Below are 19,406 nucleotides of genomic sequence, written 5' to 3' on the forward strand. Positions count from 1 at the left end.
GCGCCCGACGGTGCGCCGGTTGAGCAATTTCGAAGGAACGTCGATGCGCAAAGCCCGCAGTGTCATCATCTGGGCCGTGGTTTCGCTCTGCATGATCGTGCTGATCACGCTGCCGGTCAACTTGCAGACCCAGTTGATCACCAGCATCACCGTCGTGACCGTCATGGCGCTGATCAAGATTTTGAAGGGTGAGGGGACCTGGCGCCTGGTGGCGCTCGCCTTCGGCACGTCGATCGTGCTGCGCTATGTCTACTGGCGCACCACCAATACGCTGCCGCCTCTGAACCAGCCCGAGAACTTCATTCCCGGCCTGCTGCTCTATCTTGCCGAAATGTACAGCGTTGCCATGCTGGCGCTCAGCCTGTTCATCGTCGCGACGCCGCTGCCGTCACGCCCCTCGCGTGCCGCCAATCCCGGGCGTTTGCCGCATGTCGATGTCTTTGTGCCATCCTACAACGAGGATGCTGGGCTTCTCGGAAACACGCTGGCTGCCGCCAAGGCCATGGATTATCCGGCCGAGAAGCTGCATGTCTGGCTGCTCGACGATGGCGGCACCCTGCAGAAGCGCAATTCCGGCAAGCTGCTCGAAGCCCAGGCCGCCGCTGCCCGCCATATCGAGCTGAAGAAGCTGTGCGAGGACCTCGACGTCAGCTATCTCACGCGCGACCGAAACGAGCACGCCAAGGCCGGCAATCTCAACAACGGCATGAAACACTCGACCGGCGAACTCATCGCCGTCTTCGATGCCGACCACGCGCCCGCCCGCGATTTCCTGCTCGAGACCGTCGGCTATTTCGAGGACGACCCGAAGCTCTTCCTTGTCCAGACCCCGCACTTCTTCATCAATCCCGATCCGCTGGAACGCAACCTGCGCACCTTCGACAAGATGCCGAGCGAGAACGAAATGTTCTACGGCATCATCCAGCGCGGCCTCGATAAATGGAACGCCGCCTTCTTCTGCGGCTCGGCCGCGGTCCTGAGCCGCAGGGCGCTCGACTCCCAGAACGGCTTTTCCGGCATCAGCATCACTGAAGATTGCGAGACGGCACTGGCGCTCCACGGCGCTGGCTGGAACAGCATCTATGTCGACAAGCCGCTGATCGCCGGCCTGCAGCCGGCCACTTTCGCGAGCTTCATCGGCCAGCGCAGCCGCTGGGCGCAGGGCATGATGCAGATCCTGCGCTTCCGCTTTCCGCTGCTGAAGCGAGGCCTGTCGATCCCGCAGCGCCTCTGCTACATGTCCTCCACGCTTTTTTGGCTCTTCCCGTTCCCGCGGACGATCTTCCTGTTTGCGCCGCTCTTCTATCTGTTCTTCGATCTGGAAATCTTCACCGCCTCCGGCGGCGAGTTCCTTGCCTATACGCTGGCCTATATGCTCGTGAATCTGATGATGCAGAACTACCTTTACGGGTCGTTCCGCTGGCCATGGATTTCGGAACTCTACGAATATGTCCAGACCGTGCATCTGCTGCCGGCAGTCATCTCCGTCATGCTCAATCCGAGGAAGCCGACCTTCAAGGTTACTGCCAAGGACGAATCGATCGCCGTCAGCCGCCTGTCGGAGATCAGCCGTCCGTTTTTCGTCATCTTTGCGGTGCAGATCGTCGCGCTCATCATTACCATCTACAGGATTTACGCCGAGCCCTATAAGGCCGACGTCACGCTGGTCGTCGGCGGCTGGAATCTCATCAACCTGATCATGGCCGGCTGCGCGCTCGGTGTTGTGTCGGAGCGCGGCGAGCGCGCCCTATCCCGCCGCGTCCGCGTCAACCGGCGCTGCGAATTCGGCGCCAACGGCAAGTGGTATACGGCCTCGATCGAGGACGTCTCCGTTCACGGCGCAAGGCTTCATATCTTCAACAAGAATCTCGACGACATGCTCGTCGGTGCCGTCGGCGAAATCCGCTTCCGGCCCTATAGCGGCGCGGATCTGGAGACTCTGCCGCTCATCGTTCGCAATATCGAGCCGTCGGGTGACATCAGCAATGTCGGCTGCCAGTACGTGCCGAAAAGCGCCCTCGATCATCGCCTGATCGCCGACCTGATGTTTGCCAATTCCGGCCAGTGGACCGAGTTTCAGGCCTCGCGCCGCCGCAATCCGGGCCTGATCCGCGGCACTATCTGGTTTCTCGGCCTGTCGTTCTACCAGACGAGCCGCGGCCTCGTTTACTTCTTCCGCAGCATGCGGCCGGAGCGGGAAGCCCAGCAGCAGGCGGCAAAGGTCAACGCCGGATGAGAATGATCGTCGCCGCCTCGCTTTTGCTGCTGAATGCCTCCGCCTTCGCCCAGGCGCAGACGGCACCCTTCGACATGTCCGGCGAGCGGCCGCCCGGTGCCGCCGTTACCCCGAGATTGACATCGCCGACCCCGCCGGCAGCGACCCAGCCGGCAACGGCCGTGCCCGCAGCGGCCGCGCCGGTTCCCGTCACGCCACCGGTGTCCGTACCACCGGCACCCGCAACCCAGGCTGCTCCTGCTCCTGTGCCTGCACCCGTCCCCCCGGCGCTCGCCGTTCCGCCGCAGCCGACGGTGCCGGCGCCCCAGCCGGCCGCGGCGGCAAATGCCGCTCTGCCTCCGCGCTCCGGCGATGTCCGCCGCTATGTCGTGCCCTTTTCGAAACTGGGCCTCGGCGGCGAATATGACCGGCGGTCATGGACCGTCTATCTGACGCCGGAACAGGCGGCCGCCAAGGCGAGCTTCACCTTCGCCTACCAGAATTCGATCGTCGTTGCCCCTGAGGCCTCGGCGCTGACCGTCTATCTCAATAACCGCCCGATCGGCCAGCAGCGCATCGGCTCGGCGGACGGTTCGTCGAAAGTGACTTTCGAGGTTCCGCCCGGTCTGCTGCAGCCGGGCGCCAATCTCGTCACCTTCGAAGCCGCTCAGCGCCACCGCACCGATTGCAGCATCCAGTCCACCTATGAATTGTGGTCGAATGTCGATCCGGCCGGAACCTATCTGAGCTTTGCCGGCAGCGATGCCGCAGAGTCGGCGAGCGCCGACGCGATCCGCGCCATCGGTGTCGACGGCGCCGGCAAGACCGAGTTCGATATCGTCGTCCCGGCGCTGGAGCAGCCGGGAACCACCAAGCCGCTGCTACGGCTGGCGCAGGGCCTCTCGGTGCTGAGCAGCATGCCGAACCAGATCTTTGCCTTCAGCACCGCTTCGCTTCCGGCCGGTGGACCGGGTAAGCTCAGCGTGCTCGTCGGCACCGCGGCGGAACTGCGGCCGCTCTTTCCCGGCCTGCCGCCCGGCGCCGAAAGCGCTGCACTCGCCGCCTTCGTCACCGATCCGCACAGCGGCTCGCCGGTGCTTCTGATCAGCGGCCCCTCCTGGCAGGCGGTTTCCTCGGCGATCGATATCATCGTTTCGCCGACGGACAGGTCCGCAGATGTTCGCCGCGACGTGCTGACCACCGAGCGCTGGAGCGCGCCGAACGCGCCGCTGGTTTTTTCCGACACGAGCATCGCTCTGTCTCAGCTCGGTGTGAAGACCACCGAATTCTCCGGCCGGCGGTTGCGGACCAGCTTCAATATCGCCGTGCCGGCTGACTTTTATGCCAATGCCTATGGCGAGGCGAAGGTGCTGCTCGACGCCGCCTATACCGATAACGTGCTGCCCGGCAGCCACATCGATATCTACGTCAATGACAACATCGCCTCCACCGTGCCGATCACCACGACCACCGGCGGCATTCTGCGTCATCTGCCGATCCGCGTGACGATGCGGCACTTCAAGCCCGGTCTCAATTCAGTGGCGATCGAGGCGATCCTGATGACCAAGGACGATGCGGCTTGCGCACCGGGCGCCACCGCCGCTGCCAATCCGCGCTTTGCCCTGTTCGATACCTCCGAGCTGCACATTCCGGATTTTGCCCGCGTCGGTCAGCGGCCGAATCTGGCCGCCATGGCCGGCACCGCCTATCCCTATGGCCGGGCTACCGAGCCGACGCCGCTGTTCATCGACCGCATCGATGCCGACACGCTTTCGGCCGCCGCAACCCTGCTTGGCCAGATGGCGATCACTGCCGGCCATCCGATCGCTGTCGAAAGCGTCGCCTCGCCGAATACGATCGGCGATCGCGATGCCATCTTCATCGGCTCCATCTCGCAAATGCCGGCAACCGCGCTGTCGCAGGCCAATATCTCCACCGCCAGCCAAGCCTCCTGGCGTCCCGTGACGGACGCGCAGACGGGCGTCGTCGATACCGGCACGGCCTTCGAGGAGTGGAATTCCAAGGTCAGCGGCGGTCTCCTGCACAACCGTATCACGGCCTTTCGTGAGTGGCTGTCGCGTAATTTCGACATCTCCCGCAATTCACTGCAGTTTGTGCCCGGCGCCGAGGAAATCTTTACGCCGCCAAACGTCGCGACGCTGCTGGTTGCCCAGGGCTCCAGCCCCGCGGGAACGGGCTCATGGACCGTGGTGGCGGCGCCGTCGGCGAAGGATTTGCGTGAAGGGCTCGAGGTTCTGACCACGCAGCTGAACTGGCCGCAGATATCAGGCCACATCACCACCTATTCGAGCAAGACGGGCAAGATCGAGACGCTGCCTGTCACCCGTTTCGATTTTGTGCCGTCGATGCCCTGGTCGATCGCCAACTACCGCCTGATCGCCGCCAACTGGCTATCGACGAATATCCTCTCCTACGCCTTCCTGCTGGTCATCTTCCTGCTGTTGATCGGCCTTACGACGTCGAGAATGCTCAAAAGACTGGGCCGGTCGAAATGAGAGAGTGGCGCGCGCTCCTGCTGGCAGCAACGGTCGCGCTCGCACCGAGCCCGCCCGTCGTCGCGCAGCAGGCGATGATCAATGCCGGCGCATGGTCGGCCTACAAGGCGAAGTTTCTCGATCCGACCGGCCGCATCGTCGATAACGGCAATGGCAATGTCAGCCACAGCGAAGGCCAGGGCTACGGCCTGCTGCTCGCTTACCTCTCGGCAAGCCCCGCCGATTTCGAGCAGATCTGGTATTTTACCCGCACCGAGCTGCTGCTGCGCGACGACGGGCTGGCGGTCTGGAAATGGGATCCGAGCGTCAAGCCGCACGTGACCGACACCAACAATGCCACGGACGGCGACATGTTGATCGCCTATGCGCTGGCGCTGGCCGGCACGGCATGGAAGCGTGAAGACTATATCCTCGCCGCCTCCCGTATGGCGCAGGCGCTGCTTGCCGAAACCGTCGCCAGCTCGGAGGGTCGCACCTTGCTGATGCCGGGGACCGAAGGTTTTACCGGCAGCGACCGTGACGACGGTCCCGTCGTCAACCCGTCCTACTGGATTTATGAGGCCATCCCGGTGATGGCCGCGCTCGCTCCGTCGGATGCCTGGAAAAAACTGTCGGACGACGGCGTGGAGCTGTTGAAGACGATGCAGTTCGGCCCGCGCAAGCTTCCCGCCGAATGGGTGAGCCTGCACGATAAGCCGCGGCCGGCAGCGGGGTTCGACGCCGAATTCGGCTATAATGCCATCCGCATCCCGCTCTATCTCGCGCGTGGCGGCATCCCCGACAAGGCGCTGCTCATCCGCTTGCAAAAGGGGATGTCGCAAGACGGCGTTCCCGCCACTATCGATCTGACCACCGGCCGGCCGAAGACCGTGTTGCCGGACCCCGGTTATCGAATTGTTAACGATGTTGTGGCCTGTGTTGTCGATGGGACCAAGCTGCCGGGTTCGGCGCTGCAGTTTGCGCCCGCACTCTATTATCCGTCCACCCTTCAACTTCTCGGGCTGGCCTATATCGGGGAGAAGCATCCGGAGTGTCTGTGAAGTCTTCTCTCGTGGCGGTCTCAGCGGCAGTGATGGTGGCGACCGTCGTCACCGGACTGAAGGACCGTGCCGCTCTGCAGGAAAGGTTCGGCCTTGGTTCTGCCGGCAGGCCGGCGCCGGAGCTGATGATGATGGGCCGCATCAAGCCGACCGAGGTTGCCGGCAATTCCGAATTCAACGCGCAGCTCGTCGCCGACAAGATCGAGGCGATCACGTCTTCGCCGCCATCGGCATCGGATATGCTCGATCCGAATGCCGTCGCGCAGCAGCCTGCAGCACCGCAGCCTGCGGCGCCCCAACCTGCCACGCCTCAACCTGCTACGCCTCAGCCGGCCGTTCAGCTCGCGCCAGTCGCGCCCGCCATCGTGTCCGCGCCGCCGGCGGCGCAGCAGGCCGCCGCGCCGTCGCCGCCTGCCGTCGATGAAAGTGCGCTTCGTTATTTCGCCAGCCGCGGCGACAAGGTGCGCCTGCAGGCCGAGATCTCCCGCCTTCAGGCGCTCTATCCGACTTGGGCTCCGCCGGCCGATCCGCTCGCCGTGCCGCAGAACGGCGACAAACAGCTCGAGACCATGTGGCAGCTCTATTCCGATGGCCGTTATGCCGAGCTGCGCAAGGCGGTCGCCGACCGTCAGGCCACCGATGCCGGATGGCAGCCGCCGGCCGATCTGCTCGACCGGCTCGACGTGGCCGAGGGCCGCGCCCGCCTCGTCAACGCTTCCGACCTCAAGCAATATGCGACGGTGGTCGATATCGCTGCGGCAACCCCGAGCCTGCTCACCTGCAGCGAGGTCGACGTCCTCTGGCGTGTCGCCGAAGCCTTCGTCCAGACGGAGAGGGTGCAGCGCGGCCAGGACGCCTATACTTACATCCTGAAGAGCTGCGCCAATCCGGCCGAACGGCTGGCGACCGTCGAAAAGGCCTCGACATTGCTTGCCTACCAGCCAATGCAGGCGCTGCTCGAGCTCGAAAGCCCTGCGAACGACGGCAGCAGGGAGTTCGACGCGATCCGCGACAATCTCGCCCGACGCTTCATGGCCGAAGGCAATGACGATCCGAAGCTCGCCATCGCGCCCGATTACGTCGCCCGTGTCGAAAAGCTCGCCGGAACCGAGGGGCTTGCGTCGGATGCGCTGCTGCTCGGCTGGCACCAGCTTCGCCGCAACAATGATGCCGATGCAGAGAAGTGGTTCCGCGCCGCCCGTGCCAAGGAGGATACGGCCGCCGCTTCGCAAGGGCTGGCGCTGGCGCTGATCGCCCGCAAGGCGCCTCAGGAGGCCGAGGATGTGATGTTCCGCTGGCGCGCCGATTCCGATGATGCGACAGCAACCTATCTGGCCGCCACCGCCAACCTGATCGCGTTGCAGCCGCCGGCCGATCTCGCCGAAGATGTGCTGCATCGCATCGCCGCCGAGGTCATTGCCCGGAAATATGTGCCGACGGCGCAGCAGTTCGGCTGGTATGCCCGCTCGCTCAACCAGTTCCAGACCGCCGCACGCTGGTTCGAAACCGCGCTTGCCTGGAAACCCGATGACGAGCCATCCGCCTATGGCCTCGTCGTCACCCGCGACCAGCTGAACGACCGCAAGGGCGTGCTCGACATCCAGCATGCCTGGGCCGGCCGGTCGACCCGGATCACCAATCTCGAAGACACCTCGTCGCTGACCCCGAACGGCGGCACGCAGCCCGGGCAGGCAAAGCTTGCCCCGCAGCAGCCGGTTCAGCCGACGCAGCGCCCGGCTGCAGCCGAGCCGCTTTCGGCCGAGCGGCCGGCGGCACAGCAGCCCGGGCCGGAGGTCGCCGTTCGCACGGCGAGGCCGGCGATGCAGACGGTGACCGTTGAGCGCGGTGCGCGCCAGCCACGCGGCTGCTCGACGACTGTAGATGCAGGGCAGCTCAGCCCGGCAAACGCGCTGTCGCGCGGCTGGTGCCTGATGGATATCGACCGACCGATGGAGGCGATCTCCGCCTTCGAGATCGCACTGCAGAGCCCGATCCGCAAGGACCGTGAAGACGCAGCCTATGGCCAGAGCCTTGCCTATCTGCGTGCCGGCCTCTCCAGCAATGCCGCCGTTGCTGCCACCAAGGCGCCGCAGAACCGCCAGCGCGCCGCCGAGCTTCAGGTGGCGATCCTCGCCGACCGTGCGCTTTCGGCCTTCGACGCCGGGCGTTATCGCGAAACCCTCATCTATCTCGATCAGCGCGCCCAGCTGCAGCAGGAGCGCATCGACCTGATGGTCTTGCGCGGCTACAGCTATTTCAATTTGAAAATGTACGGCGACGCGACGCGTATCTTCGAAGCCGCCGCCGCGACCGGCAACCGCGACGCCACCCGTGGTCTGGCCGACGTTCGCAGCGTCACCCATCCCGAAGTCAACGACTGACGTTGACGCCGCCACCGCTCTCCGCTACTCGCCTGCTTGGGGCCCGCCCCCGGCCTCCCGCGCCCCAAGGAAACGCCCGTGCCCGCTCTCCGTGACATCCTCGACAGGTCATATGACGCCTTCCTCTTCGATATGGACGGAACGCTGCTGAATTCGATCGCCGTCGTCGAACGGGTCTGGAGCGACTGGGCAAGACGCCACGGCTTCGAACCGGAGGTTTTGCTGAAGACGATTCACGGCATCCGCGCCTCCGACGTTATCCGGGGGCTCGGCCTCCCAGGCGTCGATCCGGCCCATGAGGCGGACCTGCTGCTCGCCGAGGAGATGGAAGATGTCTCGGGCATCGTCGAGATCCCCGGCGCCATCCGCTTCCTCTCCGCCATCGCCAATGGAAAATGGGCAATCGTCACCTCGGCGCCGATCGAGCTCGCCAGGCGGCGAATGGCGGCCGCCGGCATCCCGATGCCGAGGGTCATCGTCAGCGGCAAGGAGGTCAAATCCGGCAAGCCCAGCCCCGAAGGTTATCTGCTTGGCGCCAGCCGCCTCGGCGTCGATCCCGCGAGATGCCTGGTCTTCGAAGATGCCGTCGCCGGCATTCTCGCCGGCGAGGCCGCCGGCGCCGATGTCACCGTCATCACGCAAACCCACGCCACGCCCTTCGAAACACCACATTTTTCGATCGCCAACTACCAGGCATGGCAGCCCCGCCAAACCGCCGAAGGCCGGCTGACGCTCACCGCGATCTGACCATTCCGACAAACCGCCTCCTTTTTGTTGGGGGCAAGGTTTTTCCGCTTGCATTGCACGCGCTGAAAAACTAAACGAAACAAGCCGTTTCGGCAGGTCGGGGCGTAGCGCAGCCCGGTAGCGCACTTGACTGGGGGTCAAGGGGTCGCAGGTTCAAGTCCTGTCGCCCCGACCATTTATCCCCTTGAAATCCCAGTCACAATGTCAATTTTCGTCGCCTTGCTAGAGGCGGAAACGGGACGTAGCGTTGGCAAGTATGCTGAAACGGGAACCGGAAATCCCGAAAAAGTCCCCAACGAAAATTTTATCTGTTCATGCTATTTGCCCGCCCGTGCGCCGCCCCTGCAGGGGCGGGGGCTTGCGATTGGCCTTCAGTGCGGTTTCTGAGCGATCGCAATCATCGATTTCGCCAGGAGCGGAATCCTCCCGACATATTCGAAATCGACGTCTTCGAAACCTGTTTCATGCAGGAGGGTGCTCAGCGTTTCCGGAGACCAGAATTTGATATGGCCGTGATTCTTGAGAGGCATGAAATGGTCATCCATCTTGCCGCTCACGGCCAAGGCCAGATTTTTCCAGTAACCATGAAACGGCGTCGACATGACCGCGATGCCGCCCGGCTTCACCAGATCGTACATGGTGGCCGAGAAAGTCTTGGGATCATAAACGTGCTCCACGACCTCAAGGCTTATCACCGCATCGAAGGTCCCATACCGGCTGGAAAGATCTTCGTAACCGGAGCCAATTTCCAGCGGAAGATCGGGGTGGGCCGTTCTCGCTTTGGCAATTCCGTCCTCGGATGGATCGACACCGATGACATCATAACCCTTTCCCGCAAGCACGGCTGCAGCACCGCCGGCACCACAGCCGAGGTCGAAGACCGACGTTTCGTTTGCCTGCTGGAAACTGTTCTCGAGAACATCGACAACGGCTGGCAAAATGTAAGAATGGGCGGTCGCCGGCTTGGCGTGTACATAGGTCGTCGCGTCTAGTTCGATAGACATTTTAACTCCTGAAGATGTGAGCCCGCCAACACAATAATACGCAACGCAATCGTACGGCGGACTTTGACGGCAGTGTGGTGTCGTTGTGGTATTAACGTGATTAGCGCCGAAGGCGCTCCTGGCAGCTGGTGCCGCCGGTCGATTTGCGGTGCCGATCATGACGCAGATCCCCAGCTGTTGATCGGCCGTTAGACCAAGGTCGCCTTCGTCTCAGGGACGGTTGATCGACAGGGTAGCAAAGAGATGCAGAGAACGTGCCGCAATTCAGCTTGTCCCATCGCAGGTCAAAAACAATCGCTAATTCGACGGCGGCCTTGTAGCTATTTAAAGTAAACAATGCAGGAAATACCCTTAACGGCTGTGATTTCTAAATAAATAATTCGGTTTCTTTAGGGATAACTCAGTTAGATGGGGCTTGAAGTTTGCATTGTGCTAAGATTATACACAAGTTAAATTCGAATTATCCAATTTGAATTTAAAAAAGACGAAAGCTCTTCGCATTCGTGCAAATACGTGTAGATTAACAGCGTCCCTGTCACAACGAGCCTGATGCGAGCGCATGGCGGATATGAAACAGAATTTAACTTGCAGGCAAGCCCTCGCCAGTGCGTTCCAGGCCCTGACAGACGAGGCCGTGAAAGCCGGCTGGTCGGAGGGCGATGTCGCACTTGCGCTTGCGGAAATTGCCGAGGAGCGTGTGATCGAGGTAACCGCCAAGGTGATCATGGAAGGCTCCATTCACCCCCAGTTCGCCGCCGCTGGCCGCCACACCGGCTAATCTCACAACAACAATCCCGCCGTCTTCGCCGCAGTGATGAAGGAAGCCTGTGCTGTGCGCGGGCTGCGCAGCCCGTCGAGTGCATCCAGGCAATGCTGGCGCGCAATGCGATAATGGCGCCCACGCTTACTCGGCCATTGTTTGAGATATTCGACGGCTTCCCAGACGGTGGAAACGATCAGGCTGCTATCTGGGGCAAAGACCCGGATGGGGGAGGGAAAGCGAATTTCACTCAATATCTGCACTCACTGATTCCTGGCGCGGTCCGAACGCGCGGGGCAAAAATTTGTTCCCTGATTTTGTTCCGTGGAAATTTGCGTAGTTGCTAAAGTTCAAGCCGTCGCGCATAATCATTTTGCTGGTTGCGGAGGGCGGCCGGCAATGCAAGCGTGAATGCGTTTGCCCTCGGAGGAAATGCGGCGTGATGTTGCGATCATCAATCCATCCGCATGATTTACCGTTGTTTTCGGAAGATCTCGATCTGCTGTCGCAAGTGCTCGACAAGGTCTGCGAGGACCGCGGTCTTGTCAGGACGACGCCCGAAGCCGAGCGGATCGGTGCGGTCATCATTCAGCTCTACAGGCAGGGCGTCAAGGACGGCGGCAAGCTCGCCGATCTGGCCAAGACCTATCTCTGACGCTCAGTTCTGCTCGATCGAGACACCGTTCTTGCCGATGCTCATCTCGATCCCCTGCGGCTTGCTCTCCTCACGGTAGATATAAGCGCCGAGGCCGATAACGGCGACGACGAGAACGCCGATGATGACGTAGAGACCATTGCTGCGGTTCAACTGACTGCCCCTCAATATCCTTTAGGACACCGGAAACGGCCGAACGCCTATTTGGTTCCATTAATGCAGATCGCCGGGAAGTGTGCAGCGGTTCCCGGATAACGACATGCATAAAAACAAGGAGCTAAAGCGCGTCGTATGAATCAAGTTAACTGCGACGCGCTTTAGAATAGCGATTTTAAGCCGCGTCGGCCTAATTCTGAAGGCCCATTCTAAATTGAAGAGTTAGAACACGATGCTGTCCGAAAACCGCGCAGTTTTCGGCACCATGCGCTAATCGTCATTGGCGGCGTTGAGGTTCTCCGGCCGGATACCGTCGTCGCTGGACGTACGTGCGCGCAATCGAATGCCGGGGCCGCCTTCATCCTGGTTGCCGCTGGACAGGAAGATGATGCCCTGCGCCTCGAGCGTGCTGCGAACATCAAACAGCGCGTGCGGCTCGCCCGCAAATTCGCCATTTTCCAGCGCCGCTACGGTCTCGATCGGCAAGCCACTTGCGGCGGCGAGCTCTTCGATACTCATTCCGATCATCGCCCGCGCGCCACGTATCTGTGTTGCTGTTATCATACCGCAAAATCTAGCGCATTCACCGTAGTTCTCAAGTGGCGCGAGCCGATCATGCGTCCTTCAATTTTACACCAAATAGATCGTCGTGCATGCGCTCGACCGCGACCCCCATTCCTCCCATCAGCGCGGCGCGGTTCCCAAAGCGGCTGATTTCGATGCGCGGCGGATAAGGCGTGCAACGCGGCAGGAAACCCCGGATCGCATTTACAAGTTCGGGTCTTGCACCGATGCTGCCGCCGGTGATCACCAGTTCAGGATCAAGCGTTGCTCCGATGGCCGCAATGGCGACTGCGACCAGCCTTGCCGTCTCTTCAATTGCCGCCACGGCGCTTGTCTCTCCCGCATTGAAGGCGGCGAAGAGGTCGGCCACGGTGGATGCGTTGCGCCCGCCGAAACCCGTGTAGCGACGAAGCATCGCGACACTGCCGACCGCGCTCTCAAATGTTCCAAGCGTAAACCCGCCAGGATCGAAAGCGTCTCCGCCGATCGGGAGATAGGCGATTTCGCCGGCCGCGCCACGCGCGCCGCGCAGCAGAGCACCATTGGCGATAATGCCCATGCCGACGCCGGTTCCGAGAGCGATGAAAGCAAAATTGCCGGTCTCGACACCGTGTCCCCGCCATCGCTCCCCTTGCGCCGCCAGGTTGACATCGTTTTCGACGATCACCGGCACGCCCATCCTATCGCTGAAGACCTGCCACAGATTCATGGCGTCGATGCCGGGAATGTTCGGTGCCACATTGATATGGCCCGTGGCGGGATCGAGCACGCCGGGACTGCCCAGAACGACGAGACGGAGCTTGTCGGCGGTCGTTCCGACAGCAAGCGCCAGTTCAACGATCACATCGCTGAACTGATTGACGAGATGCATTCCGCCCCGTGGGTCGGTGGCCACTTTGGTTTCGGCGACGACGTTGCCCAACAGATCGCAGATCGCCGCAGCAATCTTGGTGCCACCGAGATCGATGGAGACAGCCAGTCCTGCTCGTGCATTGATTTCATAGATGATCGCATTCCGGCCGGGTCGACCGTCGGTCTGTCCGATCGGTTTCAGCCAACCATCATCTTCAAGGTCGCGCACGACATCGGAAATCGTCTGTTTTGACAAGCCGGTCAGCTTGGCAATATCGGCGCGGGAGATCGACCCGCTGGCCAACACGGTGCGGATCACGGCATTGGTTGAAATTTTTCGTGCGATTGGAGTCTGTACGACAGAAGAGGTCATTGCTATCCGGCCAGCTCGTTGCAATTAGTTCGGAGCACATACTTAATTAGCACGATATTGGCTTTCCAATATCGCGAAAGGCGAGATCTGAAGCTCTATCTGATCATCTCTACCGGTTTCCAGTACACTACAGCTCTCTCTTTGTCTACGTCCTTGACAAACGGAAGGCTACCTGTAGGCTGGGATCAATTGCGGGGATTGCCAATGATAAAGCCCTCGACTGATGGACAGCTTTTCGCCGAAGAGGGCGTTTTATTGCCTGTAATGGCGCCACGCCTTCAGGCGGATGTTCATCCGGATGGATACGCTGATCTTGCTCTCTGGGGCGCCGGCAGTCTGGGGCGTGTGAGATTTTCTGCCGTCGGGGGGCCGTATACCTATGCCCCGAACCGAATGGTCTGCGAACATGGCGGCGTATTCGTCGCGCAGTCGCTGCCGGTGATGTTGATCAGAGGCGTGCGTCTCCAGGGTGTATATCCGGCGCGCCGTTGCGCCTGGTGGCATGAGCCGGATGAACAAGGCGCAAGCGCGAGGCTCACTCGGACCGATCATCGGCGGATTTTCGAAATGGGCTGGGGTGTGCTCATCGTGGACGCTCTCGGCTCGGATCTTCGGATTGCCGTCGGCGCATCGAGAGGCGAAGCCGAGAAAGCTCTCAGCCTCACCAGCCAGGCCATCATTACGGAAGCCGCTGAATATGTTGCACGTTGTGATCTGACGCCCGACGCCGACGCGCTGATGCGCAGCATGGTCAGCCAGGGGATACATGCCGCCCTTTCCAGCATCAGACGTGATGAACACGGCGCCTTCGCTGGTCTTGCCGCAGGGCAGGCCTATAGTGCTCCGGCGCGGACCTATTACCGCGATGGCTATTGGACGATGCAGCCTCTTCTGACGCTTGCGCTGGAGGCGGTGCGCGACGAGATCCGGCTGCTCGCCAAGGGGGTCCAGCCGGATGGAGAAGCTCCAAGCGGCGTAATCTTGACCGGGCCTGCGCAGTCAGAGGCTTGGCAGCGCTTTGTCGCCGACAGCAAGGCCAATCCCAAAACCCACAAGAGGGCGGTTCCGGAGTACCACAACCGTCCGCAAGATTGGTGGAGCGACCACTTCGACAGCCCGCTCTTCTTTATTCTTTTCATTGACGACTATTTCAGCGCAACGAAAGATACAGCCGAGGTGCAACGGCACTGGCCGATCGTCAAGGCAATCGTGGAGCGCTATCTCAGCATGGCCGGTCCTGGCAGCGTTCTGCCGCTGAAGCCGCGCAACGACCGAGACTGGGCGGACAACGTCTATCGTGAGGGTCTGGTCTCTTACGATCTGGGTCTTTTCGTAGGCGCCATGGACGCGGTGGCAAGGCTTGGAGACAGTCTCGATCCGACGCTTGCCGAACGCGCACGCAAGACCGTAAATCTTGCCCGCGAAGAAATCGAAGCCAAGCTCTATGTGCCGACAACGGGAGGATATGTCGACTATGGAACGCCTGGCGCTTTTGTCGAGGATCATCTGGCTCTCGACAGCCTGACCTTGTCGCGATTTGCTGCGATTTCCGGGCAGAAGGCGGTTGGCTTGCTGAGAGCATTTGAAACGAGACTCGAAACGCGCAACAATCAGGAGCAGCCCTATGGCAGCTGGGGTGTGATGTGCGCCTATCCGCCATTCAAACGGCCAAGCGATCTGCGATCCAAGACGGCTTTTCCCTACCGCTACCATAACGGCTCGGACTGGCCGTATTGGGATGGCGCCTATGCCGAAGAACGCCTTCGCCACGGACTTGGCGGTGCGCGCTATGCACTGACACGCTGGTGGGAAACCTGCCTCGAGAATGGCTGGATCGGTGCGGTGGAATATTTCTCCCCGCCTTACGGGCGCGGCTCCCTGCTTCAGGGCTGGAGTGCCATGCCGGCGGCAGTTGTTTTAAAATACGGGCTTGACGCCGCAAATGCGGAGCCAATCTCATGAGCATGACGGCTCGCTCGGTTCTAAAGCAATTCCAGCAAAAGCGTGCAGCGGTTTTGCGGGGAAAAGCGCGACGCGGTTTGGCCAGGGAATTGCGTGAAAATAACGAGCTAGAGCATTTTCGTGATTCGAAGAAAAACGGAAATGCTCTAGTCGGATCCCTCATCGATCCGCATGGCGAAGGCGACGGAACCGTCCCGTTCGAGTTCGGAAAAACCAAGATGACGGTAGAAACCTCTGGCGCGTTCGTTGTTTGGATCGACCCCGAGATGCACAGCCTTTACCCCGTGATTGCGAAGCGCCTGAAGCTCGGTGCTGATCATCCTGCGCCCCCAGCCGCCTGCCTGAAGTCCGGGAAGAATGTTGATGTGAAGATGCGCGGGATAATCGTTTTGAAGCCACGTCGTTCCGCTTCGCGGATTTTGAATTCGCTCGATCACATCGGCGTCGCGCGGATGGCTGGGTGTCAGTCCGGCGATCTCTCGGCGGACGAACGGCCACCAGTGTGTCGCCAAGTCTTTGTCGAACCCGCCGGTATCGGCCGCTCCGACGACATAGCCGACCGGCCGGTCGCCCTGAACGAGAACAAAGGCAAGGTCTCTGGCAAACTTGAGATAGGGTACCGACCAGATGTAACCGGGCAGATGCGGGTCGCTATAAAGCGCGCTGGCATCCTCGCCGCCATTGGCGGTTTTCAGGCAGATGTCGAAAAGAGCTTCGACATCCGCTTCAATCGCCGGGCGGATGAAGCAGTTGCTGTCCATACCTTTGCCACCTCCTGCGTGGCGCTTTGTCATTGTAGGTCGCGAGAGAGACTCATGCATTGACGATTACCTCAGATTCGCAGGCCCGGCAAAGGTCTGGAAGGAAACGTTCGGCCGGTGCCAGGCGCAAGGCTCGGATGGGGAGTGGAGAATAAACCAAGTGAGGTGGAGCAGATGAATAGAACCGTGAAATCGATCAGCATACTGCCGGCATACCGATTGAAAGCAGCTGTCGCGCTTGCAGGCGCGGCGCTTATGAGTTTCGGCCTTTCCGCGGCCCGCGCCGACGATCTGGCTGTGTGGGATGACCAAACCTTCGAAGGCCAGAGCGCGGTTATCGAGCAACTGAATAAGGAGTTCGAAGCCGCCCATCCCGGTGTAACGATCAAACGCACCGCCCGCACCTTCGATGACATGAAGCTGACGCTGAAGCTTGCGGTTTCGGCAGGGGATGGCCCTGTCATCACCAAGGTCAACCAGGGCGCCGGCGACATGGGCGCGATGATCAAGGAAGGTTTGCTCCTGCCGGTTGACGAGTACATCAAGACATATGGCTGGGATAAGCGGCAGTCGGATTCCGTGCTTGCTCGAGACCGCTGGGATGGGCCAAAATTCGGGGTCGGCAAGACCTACGGCATATCGGGTCTCGGCGAGATCGTTGGCCTCTACTACAACAAGAAGATCCTCGACGACGCAGGCGTTAAACTGCCGCAGTCCTTCGAGGAGCTTTTGGCTGATCTTGATAAGCTGAAGGAAAAAGGCGTCGCGCCCTTCATGATGGGCTCGGCAAAGCAGCATCTCGCCCTGCACATGATCGGTGCCATCGATCAAGCGCATATCGACGCGGCCAATCGCGGCGAACTTGATGACCTGATTTACGGCAAGGGCGGTTCCTGGAACACCAAGGGCAATATCGAATCCGCCAAACTCGTGCAGAGTTGGGCACAGGGAGGCTATTTCTATCCTGGTTTCGAGGGCATCTCGGGTGACGACGCCGTCCAGCTCTTCATTTCCGGGCAGGGCGCGTTCCTGATCTCCGGGACCTGGTATTTCGGCGACATGCAAAACAATCCGGATATCGGCTTCATGGCCATTCCCGCTCCGAAGGGCATTTCCAAGCCCATGAGTGTCGGAGGCGTGGATCTTGCCTGGGCGATAACGAGCCTTGCCAAAGACAAGACAAAGCAGGACTTGGCCGGCGAGTATATCGACTACATGGTTTCGGAAAAGGCCGCTGAAAGCTGGGCCAATGCCGGCTACCTTCCCGCAACATCGCTCCCGGCGGATGCAAAGCCCAAGCTCACGCCGCTCCTGACCTCTGGCATCGAGATGTGGAAAACACTCAATGCCAACGATGCACTCGGCCATTACCCCGATTGGTCAAGCCCGACGATGCTGAAGACGATAGACGACAACACGCCACTTCTCTTGTCCGGCAAGATCACGCCCGAAGCCTTTGTCGATGCCATGGACAAGGATTATCAGGCGTACTTGAAGGATAAGAAATAAGGAGCACGGACGCTGGTCGTGATCGCCAGCTCGGTGGTCACGACCACCGGCTCGGTGGTCACGACCGCCAGCTCGGCGGTCCAACCGGCGTCCCGTTCGCCACGTTAAAATGAGCGCTGCGAGTTCACGCCTTGCTGCGCGATGACCAGAGCTTTGGCTTCATGGAGTACTGGATGAAACGCTCCGCACTTGATGGAACGCAACATACCAATTTCATCTATTTATTGCCTGGATTGCTGCTTTACGCGGCGTTTGTCTTTGGACCGATTGTCGCGGCTTTGGGATTGAGCCTGACCAGTTGGGACGGCTTGAGCATGCCGAGGTGGGTTGGCCTCGGTAATTATGCCGATCTCTTTTCCGACAGCCGTTTTTACATCGCCTTGCGTAACAACGCCGAGCTCATGATCTTCTACTGTGTTCTGCCGCTCGTGCTCGGCATAACGCTTGCTGCCTGCGTCTGGAATCTGAAGCAGCGCGAACAACTCGCGCTCAGAACGTTCCTGTTTCTGCCCTATATCATGCCGACTGCCGTGTTGGGCATCATCTGGGCATGGCTCTACAATCCTGCATTCGGCCCGTTCAATCAGTTTCTCAGAGCGATAGGACTGGGCAGGTTCGCATTACCGTGGCTCGGAGATTTCAATTTTGTGCTTCCCGCGGTCGGGATCGTTGCCACATGGTATTTCTTTGGTTTCTGCATGGTCATCTTCCTCACCGGAATTCAGCGCATCGACCCGTCGCTGTTCGATGCTGCCAAGGTCGATGGCGCTTCGGCGCGAAAGACATTTTTCTGGATAACGCTGCCGCTTCTCATGCCTGAGATAAGGGTGGTTTTGCTTCTGACGGTGATAGCATCGATCAAAAGCTTCGACTTGATTTTTACAATGACCCGCGGCGGACCGGCAAACGCGACGCTCGTGCCGAATATCTACATGTATCAGCTCGGCTTCGAGCTCAATCGGTTCGGCGCTGCGGCGGCCATCGCCATTGTCGGCGCGTTGCTGACATTCGCAATCAACTATGCAATTCACCGGCTGGTCGGCTCTAGAAGCAAAGGAGTGGCTTGATGAGCCGTTCGTCCAACATCCCCGCCGCGCTCTTCCTTCGCCTTCTCCTCTGGCTTCTTGCTTTCGTAACGATCACGCCGTTCCTGCTTCTGCTGCTGACGTCGATAAAGAGCAAGGCTGACGTTCTCAGGGGTGCTTTCGCATTGCCGGCCTACCCGCATTTCGAAAATTATGTCGATGCCTGGAATGCCGGACATTTCAACATCTACTTCTGGAATTCGATCATCGTTGTCATACCCGTCGTTGCAGTAAGCGTCTTTCTAGGCCTGCTGACCGGTTTTGCCTTTGCCTACCTGTCATTCCCGCTCCGGCGCACGCTGTTCGCGATCCTGACGCTCGGCATGATGGTGCCGGCCGAGGCCTTCATCATCCCGCTTTACTATGAAATGCGATACCTTGGGCTGATCAATACCTATGCGGCGCTTATTATCCCGCAGATCGCCATGTCGATACCGTTCTCAACGATCTTCCTCGCCAGTGCGATGCAGCAATTGCCGGAGGAAGTTCTCGAAGCGGCGGTCCTCGACGGCGCCGGACGCTTTCATATCCTTCGCAAGATCGTTATCCCGCTGATGATACCGGCAATGTCGACACTGGCGCTGTTCCTGTTCATCTGGACCTGGAACGAGTTTCTCATTCCGTTCATTCTGGTCAACGACGACGCCTATCGGACGCTGCCCCTCGGCATGCTGTTTTTCCAAGGGCGTTACACTGTCAACACGCCAGTTCTGACCGCCGGCGCGGTGATCGTGATTTTCCCGCTCATCCTGACGTATCTGGTTTTCCAGCGGCGGTTTATCGCCGGCTTGACGGCGGGCGCGACGAAATAGACTGCGACATTATC

Annotated in this window: 17 protein-coding genes and 1 tRNA gene; 12 read left to right on the plus strand and 6 right to left on the minus strand. The window is 60.4% G+C overall.

Going from position 1 to position 19,406, the window contains the following annotated elements; genetic code table 11:
• The first annotated feature begins 43 nt into the window (after nt 1-43).
• From bcsA to HJB89_RS09940, 6 genes are all read left to right on the plus strand, one after another.
• Nucleotides 44-2,236: a UDP-forming cellulose synthase catalytic subunit gene (bcsA, locus tag HJB89_RS09915; RefSeq protein WP_207583744.1), complete on the plus strand. Its 2,193-nt coding sequence runs from the start codon at nt 44-46 to the stop codon at nt 2,234-2,236.
• The gene (locus HJB89_RS09920; protein WP_221149671.1) at nt 2,233-4,731 is read left to right on the plus strand and encodes a cellulose biosynthesis cyclic di-GMP-binding regulatory protein BcsB; all 2,499 of its coding nucleotides are present in this window, start codon (nt 2,233-2,235) and stop codon (nt 4,729-4,731) included. The genes bcsA and HJB89_RS09920 overlap by 4 nt, the downstream gene beginning before the upstream one ends.
• A complete protein-coding gene (locus HJB89_RS09925) occupies nt 4,728-5,771 on the plus strand; it encodes a glycosyl hydrolase family 8 (protein WP_221149673.1) in 1,044 nt (347 codons plus the stop codon). The genes HJB89_RS09920 and HJB89_RS09925 overlap by 4 nt, the downstream gene beginning before the upstream one ends.
• On the plus strand, nt 5,768-8,152 hold the full coding sequence (locus HJB89_RS09930) for a cellulose synthase (RefSeq protein ID WP_221149674.1): 2,385 nt from the start codon (nt 5,768-5,770) through the stop codon (nt 8,150-8,152). The genes HJB89_RS09925 and HJB89_RS09930 overlap by 4 nt, the downstream gene beginning before the upstream one ends.
• Before the next feature lie 78 nt (nt 8,153-8,230).
• Complete coding sequence (locus HJB89_RS09935; RefSeq protein WP_221115238.1) at nt 8,231-8,899, plus strand: HAD family hydrolase; 669 nt, start codon at nt 8,231-8,233, stop codon at nt 8,897-8,899.
• A gap of 98 nt (nt 8,900-8,997) precedes the next feature.
• Nucleotides 8,998-9,074 (plus strand) — tRNA-Pro (locus tag HJB89_RS09940).
• Nucleotides 9,075-9,270: 196 nt separating this feature from the next.
• Here the strand turns inward: HJB89_RS09940 and HJB89_RS09945 are convergent.
• Nucleotides 9,271-9,903, minus strand: coding sequence for a bifunctional 2-polyprenyl-6-hydroxyphenol methylase/3-demethylubiquinol 3-O-methyltransferase UbiG (locus tag HJB89_RS09945; RefSeq protein ID WP_207584283.1), 633 nt, complete (start codon nt 9,901-9,903; stop codon nt 9,271-9,273).
• A gap of 559 nt (nt 9,904-10,462) precedes the next feature.
• Here HJB89_RS09945 and HJB89_RS09950 point away from each other — a divergent pair.
• Nucleotides 10,463-10,681, plus strand: a complete 219-nt coding sequence (locus tag HJB89_RS09950) for a hypothetical protein (protein ID WP_207583749.1) — start codon at nt 10,463-10,465, stop codon at nt 10,679-10,681.
• Nucleotides 10,682-10,683: 2 nt separating this feature from the next.
• Here HJB89_RS09950 and HJB89_RS09955 read toward each other — a convergent pair whose 3' ends face one another.
• A complete protein-coding gene (locus tag HJB89_RS09955; RefSeq protein WP_207584284.1) occupies nt 10,684-10,917 on the minus strand; it encodes a DUF982 domain-containing protein in 234 nt (77 codons plus the stop codon).
• Between the two features lie 188 nt (nt 10,918-11,105).
• Between HJB89_RS09955 and HJB89_RS09960 the strand changes: the two genes are divergently transcribed.
• Nucleotides 11,106-11,318, plus strand: a complete 213-nt coding sequence (locus HJB89_RS09960) for a hypothetical protein (protein ID WP_207583750.1) — start codon at nt 11,106-11,108, stop codon at nt 11,316-11,318.
• A 3-nt stretch (nt 11,319-11,321) separates the two neighbouring features.
• Here the strand turns inward: HJB89_RS09960 and HJB89_RS09965 are convergent, their stop codons facing one another.
• The 3 genes from HJB89_RS09965 to HJB89_RS09975 all read right to left on the minus strand — a co-directional run bounded on the left by HJB89_RS09965 (nt 11,322) and on the right by HJB89_RS09975 (nt 13,269).
• A complete protein-coding gene (locus HJB89_RS09965) occupies nt 11,322-11,471 on the minus strand; it encodes a hypothetical protein (RefSeq protein ID WP_207583751.1) in 150 nt (49 codons plus the stop codon).
• Nucleotides 11,472-11,744: 273 nt separating this feature from the next.
• Complete coding sequence (locus HJB89_RS09970; protein ID WP_207583752.1) at nt 11,745-12,038, minus strand: RodZ family helix-turn-helix domain-containing protein; 294 nt, start codon at nt 12,036-12,038, stop codon at nt 11,745-11,747.
• A 49-nt stretch (nt 12,039-12,087) separates the two neighbouring features.
• Nucleotides 12,088-13,269 (minus strand): ROK family transcriptional regulator, encoded by a 1,182-nt coding sequence (locus HJB89_RS09975; RefSeq protein ID WP_207584285.1) that lies wholly within the window; start codon nt 13,267-13,269, stop codon nt 12,088-12,090.
• Between the two features lie 198 nt (nt 13,270-13,467).
• Here HJB89_RS09975 and HJB89_RS09980 point away from each other — a divergent pair, with 198 nt between their 5' ends.
• The gene (locus tag HJB89_RS09980) at nt 13,468-15,225 is read left to right on the plus strand and encodes a glycogen debranching protein (protein WP_221149675.1); all 1,758 of its coding nucleotides are present in this window, start codon (nt 13,468-13,470) and stop codon (nt 15,223-15,225) included.
• A 146-nt stretch (nt 15,226-15,371) separates the two neighbouring features.
• On the opposite strand, the gene HJB89_RS09985 is transcribed toward HJB89_RS09980, so the two are convergent.
• Complete coding sequence (locus HJB89_RS09985; protein ID WP_207583754.1) at nt 15,372-15,986, minus strand: GNAT family N-acetyltransferase; 615 nt, start codon at nt 15,984-15,986, stop codon at nt 15,372-15,374.
• Between the two features lie 174 nt (nt 15,987-16,160).
• Between HJB89_RS09985 and HJB89_RS09990 the strand changes: the two genes are divergently transcribed.
• The 3 genes from HJB89_RS09990 (at nt 16,161) to HJB89_RS10000 (ending at nt 19,392) form a co-directional block, all read left to right on the plus strand.
• Nucleotides 16,161-17,495, plus strand: a complete 1,335-nt coding sequence (locus tag HJB89_RS09990; protein WP_207583755.1) for an extracellular solute-binding protein — start codon at nt 16,161-16,163, stop codon at nt 17,493-17,495.
• A 173-nt stretch (nt 17,496-17,668) separates the two neighbouring features.
• Complete coding sequence (locus tag HJB89_RS09995; RefSeq protein ID WP_164008873.1) at nt 17,669-18,562, plus strand: carbohydrate ABC transporter permease; 894 nt, start codon at nt 17,669-17,671, stop codon at nt 18,560-18,562.
• On the plus strand, nt 18,562-19,392 hold the full coding sequence (locus HJB89_RS10000; protein WP_207583756.1) for a carbohydrate ABC transporter permease: 831 nt from the start codon (nt 18,562-18,564) through the stop codon (nt 19,390-19,392). Before HJB89_RS09995 ends, HJB89_RS10000 begins: the two co-directional genes overlap by 1 nt.
• The last annotated feature ends 14 nt before the right edge of the window (nt 19,393-19,406 follow it).

Source organism: Rhizobium sp. NZLR8, from assembly GCF_019685025.1.
Taxonomy (GTDB): Bacteria; Pseudomonadota; Alphaproteobacteria; order Rhizobiales; family Rhizobiaceae; genus Rhizobium.

Excerpts from the sequence above, each read along its gene's own strand:
- bcsA (WP_207583744.1), top strand. The coding sequence starts at position 44 with ATGCGCAAAGCCCGCAGTGTCATCATCTGGGCCGTGGTTTCGCTCTGC.
- HJB89_RS09920 (WP_221149671.1), top strand. The coding sequence starts at position 2,233 with ATGAGAATGATCGTCGCCGCCTCGCTTTTGCTGCTGAATGCCTCCGCC.
- HJB89_RS09925 (WP_221149673.1), top strand. The coding sequence starts at position 4,728 with ATGAGAGAGTGGCGCGCGCTCCTGCTGGCAGCAACGGTCGCGCTCGCA.
- HJB89_RS09945 (WP_207584283.1), bottom strand. The coding sequence starts at position 9,903 with ATGTCTATCGAACTAGACGCGACGACCTATGTACACGCCAAGCCGGCG.
- HJB89_RS09950 (WP_207583749.1), top strand. The coding sequence starts at position 10,463 with ATGGCGGATATGAAACAGAATTTAACTTGCAGGCAAGCCCTCGCCAGT.
- HJB89_RS09960 (WP_207583750.1), top strand. The coding sequence starts at position 11,106 with ATGTTGCGATCATCAATCCATCCGCATGATTTACCGTTGTTTTCGGAA.
- HJB89_RS09970 (WP_207583752.1), bottom strand. The coding sequence starts at position 12,038 with ATGATAACAGCAACACAGATACGTGGCGCGCGGGCGATGATCGGAATG.
- HJB89_RS09980 (WP_221149675.1), top strand. The coding sequence starts at position 13,468 with ATGATAAAGCCCTCGACTGATGGACAGCTTTTCGCCGAAGAGGGCGTT.
- HJB89_RS09985 (WP_207583754.1), bottom strand. The coding sequence starts at position 15,986 with ATGGACAGCAACTGCTTCATCCGCCCGGCGATTGAAGCGGATGTCGAA.
- HJB89_RS09990 (WP_207583755.1), top strand. The coding sequence starts at position 16,161 with ATGAATAGAACCGTGAAATCGATCAGCATACTGCCGGCATACCGATTG.
- HJB89_RS09995 (WP_164008873.1), top strand. The coding sequence starts at position 17,669 with ATGAAACGCTCCGCACTTGATGGAACGCAACATACCAATTTCATCTAT.
- HJB89_RS10000 (WP_207583756.1), top strand. The coding sequence starts at position 18,562 with ATGAGCCGTTCGTCCAACATCCCCGCCGCGCTCTTCCTTCGCCTTCTC.